We start from the raw sequence: 13,606 nt of genomic DNA, 5'->3' as shown, positions 1-13,606 counted from the left end.
ACGAATGTACATTTTTTGTGTACGCTCTTCGAAAAGTGAACAACCGCGTGCCGACATGCCGACTCCCGCGCCTCTTTCCGCCCCCGCGCAGCAGCTGCTGGCCGACGCCTGCGCCGCGTTCGCGCGCGCCACGCGGGGCTTTCGCGCGACGCCGATGCGCGTGCCGCCCGCGTACCGCGCGCATGCCGATGCGATGATCCGCTTCGACGTCGGCGCGCAGGTGTTCGAGATGCCGGCTGCGGTGTGCGTGCGCGCCGATTCGCTGCAGGCCGCGCATGCGGCGCTGCACGGCCGCAGCGCGCCGCGCGCGCGCGGCCAGCGCCCGCTCCTGCTCGTCGCGCCGCATGTGCCGGACGAACTCGCGGCGCAGCTGATCGACGCAGGCATCCCGTTTCTCGACACGGCCGGCAATACGTTCCTGGCCGAACCGGAAGCGACCGTGATGATCGCGGGCCGCCCGAAGCCCGCGCGCACGCGGCAGGCGCCGACGTCGCGCGCGACCACGCCGAAAGGCATGACCGTGATGTTCGCGCTCGCGGCCACGCCGGGCCTCGCGCAGGCGCCGTATCGCGCGATCGCGGCCGCCTCGGGCGTCGCACTCGGCACCGTGAACCTCGTGATGGACGATCTGCTCGCGCGCGGCCTGCTCGGCCGCCGCCGCGACGGCACGCGCGTGTTTCCCGACTGGCCGCGCTTCGTGCAGGAATGGGTCGCGCTCTACCCGAGCCGCCTGCGTGCGAAGCTGCCGGTGCGGCGGTTTTCCGGTCTGGCGCCCGACTGGTGGCGCGCGGTCGATTTCGCGGCCGTCGATGCGCGGCTCGGCGGCGAACCGGCCGCCGATCTGCTGACGCACGACCTGAAGCCGGCCGCGATCACCGTCTATACGCACGGGCCCGTGTCGAACCGCCTGCTGCTCGACGCGCGGCTGCGCGCGGACGAACGCGGCGACGTCGAAATACTCGAAGCATTCTGGCCGCCGTCCGCGGCGCTCGACTGGCGCGATCCGGCGCTGCCGCTCGTGCCGCCGCTGCTGATCTACGCCGATCTCGTCTCGACCGGAGACAGCCGCAATCTTGCCGCCGCCGAACAGATCCATGACCGATACCTCGCCCATCCGCCCGCTTGAGGTCGACGCAGAGCGTCCGCTCGAGCCTGCGACCGTCGCCCTGCTGCGCGCCGTGCGCGACGCGTGCGCAGATGTCGACGCGGCGTTCGTCGTCGCCGGCGCGACCGCGCGCGACATCCTGATGTGGCACGTATACGGGATCCGGCCGGTCCGCGCCACGCGCGACGTCGACGTGGCCGTCTGCGCGGTCAGCTGGCCGTTCCACGACCGGCTCGTCGACACGCTCGTTGCGACCGGGCAATTCGCGCGCGCCCCGAAGCATCAGCAGAAGCTGCTGTTTGCCGCCGACACGGGCGGCTGGCGCACCGAACTCGATCTCGTGCCGTTCGGTCCGCTCGAGGCGCCGCCCGGTGAAATCGCGTGGCCGCCCGGCGGCGAGTTCGTGCTCAACGTGCTCGGTTTCCAGGAGGCCGTCGACCATGCGCTGCCCGTCGCCATCGATACGCATACGGTCGTGCCGGTCGCAAGCTTGCCGGCGCTGTCGCTGCTGAAACTGCTCGCGTGGAAGGATCGCCGCGCGCGTCAGAACAACGACGCGTACGACCTGCTGTTCCTGCTCACGCATGCACACGACGCAGGCGATCGCACGCGCATCTGGGACGTCGCGCCCGACCTGCTCGCCGCGCACGACTTCGATCCGACGCGCGCGGCCGCCGCGCTGCTTGCGCGCGACGCGAAACGGATCGCGTCGCCGGCGACGCGCGATGCGGTGCGCGCACTGCTGTCCGACCGCGCGACCTACGCGACGCTCGGCCAGGATTTGCTCGCGCGCGCATTCGCGTGGCAGCCGGGCGACTTCACCGACGACGCCGAACGCTATCTGCACGCATTCCGCGACGCATTTCTCGCGGACGAGCCCGACGCCGGCGCCGAGGAGCACGCACGGCGCACGTAGCGCCCGCCGCCGCGTCCATGCCTGTCCGCCATGCGCCCCACGCGCATCACGGCAGCCGGAACGTATCGAAGAACGTATCGCGTTCGATCACGGTCAGCGCCGCGCGCTTGTGCGGGAAATCGAACTCCTTGAGCGTGTAGAAACCGAGCCGGTGCATATACGCGATGTGCCGCACGTGATCGACGCGCGGCTCGCCGACGAGCCGCTGCGTGCGCGGTTCGTCGACGAACATGTAGTGCAGCACGCCGCTCCACCACGCATGCAGCTTGCCCGCGCTCTGGAACCGCGAATCGCCGATCAGCAGATGCAGCCCGCGGTCGTAGTCGTGCGCGTCGTAGAACGGCGCGAGCCGATCCTCCTTCGCCCAGTAGAACTCGAAATAGCCGAACGGCGTGTCGTCGAAATAGCCGATCATCGGATGCATGTGCGGATCGGCGAGCCGCTCCGCGAGATACGCGGCATGCTCGTCGCGCGTGCCGCGCTGATCCCAGAAATGCGCGACGCGATCGAGATTCATCCAGCCGCTGAAGAGGTCCGCATGCGCGTCGACGTCGACGGTGCGCAGGCTGAACGTCATCCCGACCTGCGGCATGTAGCGCGCATAGATCTCGCCGGCCGGCGTCGGCGGCCGCACCGGATGACGGTGGCCGTTCGTGATCGTGTAGCGCAGCGGCATCCCGCCCGACGCGGGCGCCTTCAGCCACGGCTGCGGATGCTGCCAGAACGTCGCGCGCGACGTGGTCACGTCAAGGCGGTCGCCCGCGCGTTGCGCCGCGTCGATCACGCCTTCGCGCACCGCGCGCGCGACGTACGCGGCGACGGCGTCCGGGTCGGTGCCTGCGATCGGCAGCGCGATCGTCGCCGCATCGCGCCGTGCGTCGGTATTGAACAGCGCGACGAGCTCGGCGAGCAGCGCACCCGGCGGATCGTCGGGCCGCCATGCGTCGAGCACGCGATCGGCGGCGGGCGCCGTATCGGCGCCGTGATCGCGCAAGGCGGCGACGTCGCCGTCGGCCGTCTCGATCGCTTCTTCGGGTTGCGTCAGCGTCGGTGCCATCACAGTGCTCCCGCGTCGTGGCGATCGGCGAGGAGATGCAGCCCGCGCTCGAGCGCCGGAAACAGGCTGCGTTGGAAGTTGTTCCAGCGCAGTTCGAGGATCGTGTCGTCCGGCGCGATCGGCGTGTCGAGCACGTCGCAGATCACCTCGCCGGAATCGATGCCGTTGTCGACATGGTGGAACGAGGCGCCCGTCATCGTCACGGGCGCGACCGGCGTCGTCGTGCCGGTTGCCCAATCGACGCGCTCGCCGCGCGCGCCGTGCAGCGCATCGAGCGTCGCCCATGCGCCGCGCCGCTGGTACGGCGAACCGTCGGCCGTGATGCCCGGATGAATGTTGGCGATGCGCCGGTGAAAGCGCGCGCCGGGCCGCACCAGCTCGTCGAGGATCACGAGCAGCCCGTCGAGCACGACGATGTCGGCGTTCAGCTCGAGCAGCCGTTCGAGCAGCCGCCGCTCGAACGCCTGCTTGCCGGCCACGCGCTCGCGCGCGTCGCGCGGCAGCCGCCGGTACGTCGACGGTACCGAGCAGAACAGTGCATCGACCGGCGTGCCCTGCACCGTCAGCCCGTCCGGCAGAATCCACGGACGGCCCGGCGTGCGTACGAAGCCGTAGTCGGCGAGCTTCGCGCGATCGGCGGCCGAGCCTTCGTCGTCGTCGACGATTACGCCCGCGAGCGTGTAGCGCTCGCCGAGCGGCGAGTCGTTCAGCCGCTCGACGAGAAATTCGAGCGGCGCCTTCATGTAGCGCGTGCCGCCCTTGTAGGCGACCGGCTGACCGGCGCGATCGGCCGCGCCGTTGCGCAGCGACTGGATATAGACGAGATTTTTCTTCGGCATGAATGCGTCGTGTTGAACGGACGCCCGCGCCGCGGGCGGCGGCCCGCGGCGCGCGGCGTCACCAGTTGTATTTCGCGGTGGCGATCACCGTGCGGTCGTTGCCGAACATGCAGACCGAGGTCGACTGGCAACCGCTGATGTAATGACGGTTGAACAGGTTCGTCGCGTTCACCGCGAAGCGCCAGTTGCGCACGTCGTAATGCACGGCCGCGTCGATCAGCGTGTAGCTCGATACCGTCAGCGAGTTGTCGGCCGCGCCGGCGGACGCGCTCTGGTAGCGCACGCCGCCGCCGAGCCCGAAGCCCGCGAGCGGCCCCGTGTGCCACGTCCAGTCGGCCCACAGCGACGCCATCTGGCGCGGCCGCGGAATGTCGACCGGCCAATTGTTCAGCGTCGCGTCGTTGGCCTGCACGACCTTCACGTCCTGATACGCGTACGACGCGATCAGCGACAGGTTCGGCGTGACCTTGCCGGTTGCGCTCAGCTCGATCCCGCGCGCGCGCACTTCACCGGTCTGCACGGATTTCGTGCCGCTCGGATCCTGCGTCAGCAGCGCCGGCGTAACGCCGTTGGTCTGGTTGATCTGATAGATCGCGGCATTCAGCATCAGGTTCTTGCCGGGCGGCTGCCAGCGCAGGCCCGCTTCGATCTGCCTGCCGCGCGTCGGCTTCGGCACCCCGCCGTCGAGCAGGCTCACGCCGATGATCGGATTGAACGACGTCGAATAGCTGATATACGGCGACAGCCCGTAGCCGGCCTGATACGTGAGGCCGACGCGGCCCGTAAACGCCGACACGTCGGCCTTCGACTGCGTGCCGGCCGCGCGATCGTCCATCCGCATGTTGACCCAGTCCTCGCGGCCGCCGAGCGTCAGCGTCCAGCGGTTCCACTTGATCTGGTCCTGCGCGTACAGGCCGAACGTGTTCATCGTCGTGTACGTGTTGGTGCGGTACGTGGTGTCCGGATTGGAAAACACGGCCGTCGTGACCGGCGTGTACACCGGGTTGTAGAGGTTCAGCGTCGGCGCGGCGGCGAGCCATTCGCTATCGGTCGCCGTCTGGCGGTTGTACTGGAAGCCGAGCAGCAGCGTGTGCTGGAGCGGACCCGTCGCAAAACGGCCCTCGAGGTTGTTGTCGATGTCGAAGCGGCTGTAGTTCATCTGGAACACGCCGGCCCAGCGGTTGATTTCGGTCAGCGTTTCGTCGGCGAAGCCCGCTCCCCACACCGAGCCGTTGTCGAGCGACAGATGCATCCATCGCGTGTTCTGCCGGAACGTCCACATCGAGTTCAGGTTGTGCTCGAACTGATAGCCGAGCGACCACTGCTTCTTGCGGTAGTAGTTGAAGTTGCCGTCGCCTTCGTAGATGTCCTTCGTGATCTGCCCGTTCGGATTCGGCAGCACCGTGCCGGCCGCGGGCAGGAAGTTCGACGAGATGTCGCCCCAGTCCTGCAGATACGTGGCCGACAGCGTCAGCGACGTGTCGGCGTTCGGGCGCCAGCGGAACGACGGTGCGAGGGCGACGCGCTGATCGTTGTTCGGGCCGGTCACCGCGTTGCCGTCGCGCGCGACGCCGACGAACCGGTACGCGTACTTGCCGTCCGGATCGAGCTTGTCGCCGACGTCGATCATGAACTGCTTGCGTGCGTAGTTGCCGATTTCGACGCCCGCTTCGCGTACGCGCTCGCCGTCGGCGAGCTTCGTCTTCACGTCGACGATCGCACCCGGGTCACCCGCGCCGTACAGCACCGACGTCGGGCCGCGCAGCACGGTGATGCTGTCGATCATGTACGGATCGACGCGCCAGCTCGCGAGGTTCAGCGTGTTGGGCACCTGCAGGCCGTTCACGTACGCGGTCGGCGTGAAGCCGCGCAGCGCCGCGTACCAGTCGGAGCGGTTGTCCGAGCCGTACGACGAAAAGCCCGGCACGTAGCGCAGCGCGGTGTTCACGTCAGTTGCGCCCGTCATCTCGATCTGCTGCGCGGTCACGACGTTGATCGTCTGCGGGATCTCCTCGATCGGCGTGTCGGTCTTCGTGCCGGTCCGGCTGCGTTTCGCGACGAGCCCCACCGTGCCGTCGCCTTCCGACGCCGCGTTCACGGTGATCGCCGGCAGCGTGCCGGCCGACGCAGCGTTCGGTGCAGCGGCCTGCGCATTCGCCGCCGGCGCGGTCTGCGCGAACGCCTGTCCGGCGGCCGCCGCACCGAATGCCACGCTCGCCGCGGCCGCGATCGCACGCAGCCGCGTGCCTGTTGCCCAATCCATCTTCTTTTGCTCCACTTGTCATGCGGTCTCCCGACCGCGCCTCTCAAAGAGCGAAAGCCATGCGGCCCGCGCTCACCCCGTTTTCTTGTCGTGCGCGGGCCGCGGCATCGTCGTGCGCGCCCGGCATGCCGCTTTCGAGCGACGCGCAGATTTCGTCCGCACGTCGTGCCAGCACCGACAGCAGCGTGTCGGACAGCCCGTGGCTGTCTTCGCAACACCCTTGCAGATAGATGCGCGGTGCGAAGTGCGCGGGCGTCGCGAGCCGGTAATCGCGCCCGACGTCGCCGCGCGCCAGCGCATCGCCGAGCTCCGGCGCGAGGCCCGCGAGCAGCGCGGCGTGCGTGTCGCGGCGGTAGCCCGTCGCGAGCACGAGCGCATCGAAACGTTCGACCTGCGTGGCGCCGCTCATCCGGTCGCGCGTCGCGAGCTCGATGCGGCCGTCCGCCGTGCGCGTCGCGGCTTCGATCGCGCGGTTCGCGAGCAGCGCGTGGCGCGGCGTGCCGTCGATGCGCTGCAGGTACAGCATTTCGTAGATCTGTTCGATCAGCGGCCGATCGACGACCGCGTAGTTCGTGTCGCGATAGCGCTCGAGCAGCGCGCGGCGCGCGTCGTGCGGCTGCGCGTAGACGACGTCGGTGAACGCCGGGCTGAAGATCTCGTTGACGAACGGACTGTCGTCGGCCGGCTTCAGCGCGCCGGCGCGCATCACGAGGCTCGCGTCGACATGCGGGAAGCGGCGCGCGAGATCGACGAATACTTCGGCCGCGCTCTGCCCGGCGCCGATCACGGCGACGCGGCGACGTTCGCCGTCCGGTGCGGCGACGAGCCGCGCGATGTCGGCCAGATACGACGACGAATGGATCACGCGGTCGGTGCCGAGTGCCGCGAACGCGTCGGGAATCGCCGGCGCGCCGCCGATGCCGACCGACAGCGCGCGCGTCACGCGCCGATGCGTCTGTCCGTCTGCATCGCGCGACACGACGCGCAGCGCATCGACGCGCGCCCCGCTGCCGTGCACGGGCTCGATCGCGGTGACCGTTTCGCCGTAGTGCACGCGATCGTCGAAGGCGTCGGCGACCCAGCTCAGGTAGTCGTGGAATTCGACACGCGTCGGATAAAAGTTCTTCAGGTTGATGAATTCGTTCAGCCGGCCGCGTTCGAACAGATAGTTGATGAACGTGTAGCGGCTCTTCGGATCGCGCATCGTGACGAGATCCTTCAGAAACGAGATCTGCATCCGGCAGTCGTCGAGCAGCATCCCGCGATGCCAGCCGAACGCCGGCTGCCGCTCGACGAAGCAATGCGCAAGCGCGCGCGGGCCGCCGCGCTCGGCGAGGCGCACGGCCAGCGCCAGATTCGACGGCCCGAAGCCGACGCCGATCAGGTCGAATACGGTTTCTCTCTGCATGTCTCAGCTCCCTTGTCGATGAACCGGCCCGTCAGACGTGACGGCCGGAGAAGAACGTGTCGCGCCGCGTGCACATCCACAGCGGCTGTCCGTCGGCGAGCGCGAGACGGCGCCGCCGCGCGAAGCCGTGCCGCGCGAGCAGGTCGGCGATCCGCGCGTGTCCGGCCGGTACGGCGCAGCCGATCGCTTCGGTACGCGGATCGTCGAGAAACAGGTAATGGACGACGCTCGGCAGCCACGCGGCGATGCAGTGCGCGCCGCGCCAGCGCGACTCGCCGACCAGCATCCGCAGCGCGCGGTCGTAGTCGCGCGCGGCGACGTGCGGCGCGAGCGCATCCTCTTTCAGCCATACCGCTTCGAAATACGCGAACGGCTCGCCGTCGAAGCAGCCGACGAGCGGCGTCACGTGCGGCTCGAAGTCGGCCGCCGTACCGGGCTGCGCGCCGGGCCAGCCGTCGCGCACGCGCGGCGTGTCGAACCAGCGCGCGATGCGCGCGGGATCATCGGCCGGCTGCCAGCCGCGCAGCGTGAAACGCACGCCGAGCGCCGGCACGTCGCGCGCATAGACCTCGGCGCGCGGCGCGGGCGGACGGCGCGGATGGCGCCGCCCGTCGGTCAGCGTCGGCAGCGTCGCGCACGGCGGCCGTGCCTCGACGAGCCAGAGATCGGCCTGCTGCGCCCACCCTTCGCGCATGCATTGGCCGCCGTCGCCGAGCACGCCGCTCGCGCGCAGCGCATCGAGCGCGACCGCGGGCCATGCGGCCGCGTCGAGACGGACCGACGTGCGCGCGACGTCGACCGCGAACGCCGCCGCGAGCGCGGCGAGCACCGCCCGCCGCTGCTCGGCCGGCGCCGCGCGATGGTTGTATGCGACGAGGCGCAGCGCGCCGTCGTCCGTCAGCTGGGCGCGCAGCAGCTGCGCGCCGATGCCGTCGCCGTGCGAGACGCGAATCTCGGCACCGTCGCGTGCCGCACACAGTTCGTTCGCGAACGTCAGTCGGCAGGTATCGGGCACCGTGTATCCGTCCGCGCGCACTTCAGCCAGCATGGCGAGCCTCCCGATATGCGTCGGCGTGCGCGCGTGCGTCGAGCCGCGCGCCGAGCGCGGCGAGCGTCGGCACGGCGAACACGTCGTCGATCGTCAGCGCGTGGCCCGCGCGGCACGCGGCATCGACGAAGCGCACGACGTCGAACGACGTCGCGCCCGCCTCGAACAGGTCCGCGTCGGGCGCCGGCGCGGCGGTCGCGAACGTGTCGGACCACAGCGCGGCGAGCGCGGCGGCCGTGCGCGACGCGCGCGCCCGTGCATCGGCGTCGTCGCCTCTCGCGGCGCGCACGGGCGCCGCAGCGACGTGCGCGTCGGGCGCGCCGAGTACCGTGTCGGCCGCATGCGCGAAACGTGCGACTTCGTCGTGATAGCGCGCGACGAGTGCCTCGACGAAGCGGCCGTCGAGCAATTCGTCGGCATACGAGAACGCCGCGCCGACGCGCCCGTCCGGATGCTCGACGACGTCCAGTTCGAGCGTGAACACGACGCGATGCCGCACGTCGTCGAACGCGGCGACCGACAGCCCGGCCCAGTCGCGTGCGGCCGCACCGGTCGGGCGCAGATAGTTGAACATCACCTGGAACAGCGGATTCGCATCGGCCGCGCGCGGTGCGCGCAGCGCGGCGACCACGTCGGCAAACGGCACGTCGGCACGCGCATAGGCGGCCAGCGCGGTGTCGCGCACCTGCGCGAGCACGTCCGCGCGGCGCGCGGTCGCATCAAGCCGCGTCCGCACGACGACCGCATTGATGAACAGCCCGAGCGCGTCGCGCGCCGCGTCGCCCGTCAGCTCGCGCGTCGATGCGAGCACGCCGACCGGCTGGTCGCCCGCGCCCGTCACGCGGAACAGCGCGGCGTTCAGCGCCGCGTGCAGCAGCATCGGCAGCGTCGCGTGCGCGGCCGATGCCGCGTCGCGCGCCGCGCGGATCAGCGCGCCATCGAATTCGAATGCGAGGCGCGCGGCGCGCCATTGCGGAACCGCCGGCGCGTCCGCACGCTGCGGCAGGATGCGTGCCGGCAGGCCGGCGAGCGCGTGGCGCCAGTCGTCGACGCGCCCCGCCGCAGCCGGCGCCGGCAACACGAACGGTGCCGGCTTGCCGGTCGGCGCAGCGTTGCCGCGCACGTGCGCGACGTAGCGCGTGCGCACCGCGTCGAGCCACAGCTCGATCGATTCGCCGTCGGACACGATGTGGTGAATCGCGATCGACAAGACGTGATCGTCGGCGCCGAGCCGCAACAGGCGCGCGCGCCAGAGCGGCGCATCGGCCGCGAGATCGAACGGCGCGAGCGCATCGTCGTCGGTCAGCGCCACCGCGCGCGCATGTGCGTCGTCGTGCCCGGACAGATCGACGACCGGCAGCGCGAACGGCGTCGCGTCGACGATCCGCTGCCCCGGCAGCGCGTGCGCGCGCGGCACGATGCGCACGCGCAGCGCCGGATGAACGGCTGCCGCGTCGGACAACGCCGCGCGCAGCGCGTCGACGTCGAGCGGGCCGCGCACGCGCAGCGCGACCGGAATGTTGTAGGCGGCGCTCTCCGGCTGCGCGCGCCAGAGGAACCACAGCGCGAGCTGTGCGGGCGACAGCGGCCATACGCCGCACGCATCGGCTTGTGCGACCGCGACGCGCGGGGCCGCGGCGTCCGCGTGCGCGGCACGCGGCGCGGCCGCGACCTGCCGTGCGTATTGCGCGAGCAGCGGCGCCTCGAACAGCGCTCGCACCGGCACGTCGCGACCGAGCCGTTCGGCCACGCGCGTCGCGACGCGCACGGCCGCGAGCGAATGTCCGCCGAGCTCGAAGAAATGATCGCCGCGGCCGACGCGTTCGACGTTGAGCACGTCGCGCCAGATCGCCGCAAGCGCGGCTTCGTCGCCGTCGTGCGGCGCTTCGTACGCACGCTCGACGCGCACCGGCGCCGGCAGCCGCGCGCGGTCGACCTTGCTGTTCGCGTTGCGCGGCAGTGCGTCGAGTACGATCAGCTGCGCGGGCACCATGTAATCGGGCAGCGTGCGGCGCAGATGCGCGTCGAGCGTCGCGGCGTCGACGGGCTGTGCGGCCGCGCGCGCCTCGGCCGTCAGTTCGACGTAAGCGACGAGCTGCGCCTGCGCGCCCTGCCCGTGCACGATCGCGCACGCTTCGCGGACCGCGTCGTGTGCGGCCAGCTGCGCCTCGATCTCGCCGAGTTCGATCCGCAGCCCGCGCAGCTTCACCTGATGGTCGACGCGGCCGATGAAGTCGAACACGCCGTCCGCGCGGCGCCGCACGAGGTCGCCCGTACGATACAGCCGCGCGCCCGGCGCGCCGTACGGATCGGGCACGAAGCGCTCGGCCGTCAGCGCGGGCCGGTCGAGATAGCCGCGCGCGACGCCGATTCCTTCGCCGCCGAGATAGAGCTCGCCGATCACGCCGACGGGCAGCGGATGCAACCGCGCGTCGAGCACGTGCGCGGTGCGCGCGCCGACCAGCGTGCCGATCGGCAGATAGGCGGCGTCACCGAGCTTCGCGAGATCGTCGCCGGGGCGGAACATCCAGAGCGTCGGCGTGATCACCGTCTCGGTCGGCCCGTAGCCGTTCACGACGCGCACGTTCGGCAGCGCGCGGCGCAGCATCGCGAATGCTTCGCGCGAGGTCGCCTCGCCGCCGACCGTCAGCGAACGCAGTGTGGGCGGCGCACCGTGCGCGAGCGCCCATTCGGCGAGCTGCGCCGCGCAGCCGGGCGGCACGTAGGTCATCGTCACGCCGTCGCGGTTCATCATCGCGCAGGTCTGCGCGGGCGGCCACAGCACGTCGGCCGTCACCGACACCGCCGCGCCCGACATGTACTGCGAAAACCAGCCTTCATGCGCGCCGTCGAAGTTGACCGACTGAAACAGCAGGAACACGTCGTCCTCGCCGGCGCCGTAGCGCTCGGCGATCGCCACGCAATGGCGCGCGAACGACGCGTGATCGACGATCACACCCTTCGGCTTGCCCGTCGACCCCGACGTGTAGATCGCGTACGCCGCGTGGCCGGGCAGCACGTCGGGCAGCGCGACGTCGGCCGCTTCGTCGAGCGTGTCGATGCGATCCGCGCGCCATACGCGCAACGCAGGCGCCTCGGGCAACGACGCGACGCTCGCGCCGTCGGTCAGCACGTGCGCGATGCGCGCATCGTCGACGATCTGCGCAAGCCGTTCGCGCGGATGCGCCGGATCGAGCGGCACGAACGCGGCGCCCGACTTCAGCACCGCGATCAGCGCGACGAGCAGATCGACCGAGCGCTGCAGCGCGACGCCGACACGCATTTCGGGCCGCACGCCGGCCGCGACGAGGCGCCGCGCGAGCCGTGCGGCGCGTGCGTCGACCTCACCGCGCGTCAGCGCACGATCGATGTCGGCGACGCCGCGCGCGTGCGGCCGCGCCCGTGCATGGGCGGCGATGCGCGCGTGCACGGGCACGAACGGTTCGGCCTCGGCCGCACCGGCCGGCGCATTCCACGCGGCAAGCTGCGCGCGCTCGTCGGCCGGCAGCCAGTCCAGATCGCCGACCGGCGTGTCGGGCCGCGCGAGCGCATCGCGCAGCAGCGTGACGAAACGGCCGGCGAGCCGCGCGATCGCATCGGCCTCGAACAGGTCGAGTGCATAGACAAATGCGGCGTCGAACGTGCCGTCGGGCGTCGCTTCAATCGCGAGCGTCAGGTCGAATTTCGCCGACGGCGTGCCGGACGGCAGCAGCGCGGCCGACGCGGCGCCGAACGCCGGCAGCGCGCGGCGCTCGCCGTACGCGGCCATCACCTGGAACAGCGGATGATGGCTCGCGCTGCGCGGCACGCCGAGTGCGTCGACGACCTGCTCGAACGGCACGTCCTGATGCATTTGCGCGTCGACGAGCGCGCGTTGCGTGCGCGCGACCAGCGACGCGAAATCGCGATGGGCCGGCACGTCGACGTCGATCGCGAGCGTGTTGACGAAAAAACCGATCAGCCCGGCCGTCTCCGCCCGTTCGCGATTCGCGGCCGGCACGCCGACGCAGATCCGCGCCTCGCCGGTCGCGCGCGCGAGCAGCGTGTCGAGTGCGGCGAGCAGCACCGCGAACGGCGTCGCTCCCGACGCGGCCGCGAACGCGCGCAGCTGCGCGCCGAGCTGCGCGTCGAGCGAGAACGCATGCCGCGCACCGAGCGCGCTGCGGCGCGCCGGCCGTGCACGCGCGCCGGGCAATGTGAGCACGCCGCGCTGCGCGTCGAGCCGCTCACGCCAGAACGCGAGCTGACGATCGCGCTCGCCGGCGTCGAGCCAGCGGCGCTGCCACAGCGCGTAGTCGGCATACTGGATCGGCAGCGGTGCGAGCGACACCGGCCGGTCGTCCGCATAGGCGCGATAGAACGCCGCGAGTTCGTCGAGCATGACGCCCGAGGACCAGCCGTCGGACACGATGTGATGGACGGTCAGCGCGAGCCAGTGCCGCGTCGCGTCGAAACGCAGCAGATGCGCGCGCACGAGCGGTGCCGCGCCGAGATCGAACGGTTCGGCTTCGTCGGCCGCCGCGACGTCGTGCGCACGGGCGTCGCGCTGCGCGGGCGGCAGCGCCTCGAGATCGGTTTCGCGCCACGGGCAACGCAATGGCGGATGAATCGTCTGCGCGACGCCGTCGGCCGTTTCGTCGAACGTCGTGCGCAGCGCCTCGTGACGTGCGATCAGCGCATCGCATGCCGCACGCAGCGCGTGGGGATCGAGCGGCCCCGTCAGCGCGAGCCGCTCGGTGATGTGATACGCCTGCGGCGCATCGATCAGCCGTGCGTGCAGCCACAACCGCGTTTGCGCGAACGACGCCGGCACGCGGTCGCTGCGCGGCGTGCGCGGCGGAATCGGCAGCACGCGAAAATCGATGCCGGCCGCGCCGAGCTTGTCGATGAACACCGCGCGCTGCGCGTCCGGCAATTGCGCGAACCGCGTCGCGAGCGCGAGCCAGTCGGGTTGAACCTTCGTCATCCGT

At 71.0% G+C, this 13,606-nt stretch carries 8 protein-coding genes; 2 read left to right on the top strand and 6 right to left on the bottom strand.

Annotation, left to right across the window (positions count from 1 at the left end; genetic code table 11):
• The first annotated feature begins 55 nt into the window (after positions 1 to 55).
• Positions 56 to 1,126 carry a type IV toxin-antitoxin system AbiEi family antitoxin gene (locus tag ACSHSS_RS05920; RefSeq protein WP_445544692.1) on the top strand — a complete coding sequence of 357 codons (1,071 nt, stop codon included), beginning with the start codon at positions 56 to 58 and terminating at the stop codon, positions 1,124 to 1,126.
• On the top strand, positions 1,095 to 2,021 hold the full coding sequence (locus ACSHSS_RS05915; protein WP_445544691.1) for a nucleotidyl transferase AbiEii/AbiGii toxin family protein: 927 nt from the start codon (positions 1,095 to 1,097) through the stop codon (positions 2,019 to 2,021). Before ACSHSS_RS05920 ends, ACSHSS_RS05915 begins: the two co-directional genes overlap by 32 nt.
• Before the next feature lie 46 nt (positions 2,022 to 2,067).
• Here the strand turns inward: ACSHSS_RS05915 and ACSHSS_RS05910 are convergent, their stop codons facing one another.
• The 6 genes from ACSHSS_RS05910 to ACSHSS_RS05885 are packed head-to-tail and all read right to left on the bottom strand — an operon-like array spanning position 2,068 to position 13,602.
• Positions 2,068 to 3,078, bottom strand: a complete 1,011-nt coding sequence (locus ACSHSS_RS05910) for a GNAT family N-acetyltransferase (RefSeq protein WP_012213358.1) — start codon at positions 3,076 to 3,078, stop codon at positions 2,068 to 2,070.
• Entirely contained in the window at positions 3,078 to 3,917 is an 840-nt protein-coding gene (locus tag ACSHSS_RS05905) for a N(5)-hydroxyornithine transformylase PvdF (protein WP_445544690.1), read from the bottom strand. The genes ACSHSS_RS05910 and ACSHSS_RS05905 overlap by 1 nt, the downstream gene beginning before the upstream one ends.
• A 58-nt stretch (positions 3,918 to 3,975) precedes the next feature.
• The gene (locus ACSHSS_RS05900; protein WP_445544689.1) at positions 3,976 to 6,180 is read right to left on the bottom strand and encodes a TonB-dependent siderophore receptor; all 2,205 of its coding nucleotides are present in this window, start codon (positions 6,178 to 6,180) and stop codon (positions 3,976 to 3,978) included.
• A gap of 43 nt (positions 6,181 to 6,223) precedes the next feature.
• Positions 6,224 to 7,588: a lysine N(6)-hydroxylase/L-ornithine N(5)-oxygenase family protein gene (locus ACSHSS_RS05895; protein WP_006412899.1), complete on the bottom strand. Its 1,365-nt coding sequence runs from the start codon at positions 7,586 to 7,588 to the stop codon at positions 6,224 to 6,226.
• A 31-nt stretch (positions 7,589 to 7,619) separates the two neighbouring features.
• Entirely contained in the window at positions 7,620 to 8,636 is a 1,017-nt protein-coding gene (locus ACSHSS_RS05890; RefSeq protein ID WP_445544688.1) for a GNAT family N-acetyltransferase, read from the bottom strand.
• Positions 8,626 to 13,602 (bottom strand): amino acid adenylation domain-containing protein, encoded by a 4,977-nt coding sequence (locus tag ACSHSS_RS05885; protein ID WP_445544687.1) that lies wholly within the window; start codon positions 13,600 to 13,602, stop codon positions 8,626 to 8,628. Before ACSHSS_RS05885 ends, ACSHSS_RS05890 begins: the two co-directional genes overlap by 11 nt.
• Positions 13,603 to 13,606 lie beyond the last annotated feature (4 nt).

This window comes from Burkholderia sp. BC1, from assembly GCF_052683555.1.
This window is presented reverse-complemented; position numbering and strand designations above follow the sequence as displayed.

Excerpts from the sequence above, each read along its gene's own strand:
- ACSHSS_RS05920 (WP_445544692.1), top strand. The coding sequence starts at position 56 with ATGCCGACTCCCGCGCCTCTTTCCGCCCCCGCGCAGCAGCTGCTGGCC.
- ACSHSS_RS05915 (WP_445544691.1), top strand. The coding sequence starts at position 1,095 with ATGACCGATACCTCGCCCATCCGCCCGCTTGAGGTCGACGCAGAGCGT.
- ACSHSS_RS05910 (WP_012213358.1), bottom strand. The coding sequence starts at position 3,078 with ATGGCACCGACGCTGACGCAACCCGAAGAAGCGATCGAGACGGCCGAC.
- ACSHSS_RS05905 (WP_445544690.1), bottom strand. The coding sequence starts at position 3,917 with ATGCCGAAGAAAAATCTCGTCTATATCCAGTCGCTGCGCAACGGCGCG.
- ACSHSS_RS05900 (WP_445544689.1), bottom strand. The coding sequence starts at position 6,180 with ATGGATTGGGCAACAGGCACGCGGCTGCGTGCGATCGCGGCCGCGGCG.
- ACSHSS_RS05895 (WP_006412899.1), bottom strand. The coding sequence starts at position 7,588 with ATGCAGAGAGAAACCGTATTCGACCTGATCGGCGTCGGCTTCGGGCCG.
- ACSHSS_RS05890 (WP_445544688.1), bottom strand. The coding sequence starts at position 8,636 with ATGCTGGCTGAAGTGCGCGCGGACGGATACACGGTGCCCGATACCTGC.
- ACSHSS_RS05885 (WP_445544687.1), bottom strand. The coding sequence starts at position 13,602 with ATGACGAAGGTTCAACCCGACTGGCTCGCGCTCGCGACGCGGTTCGCG.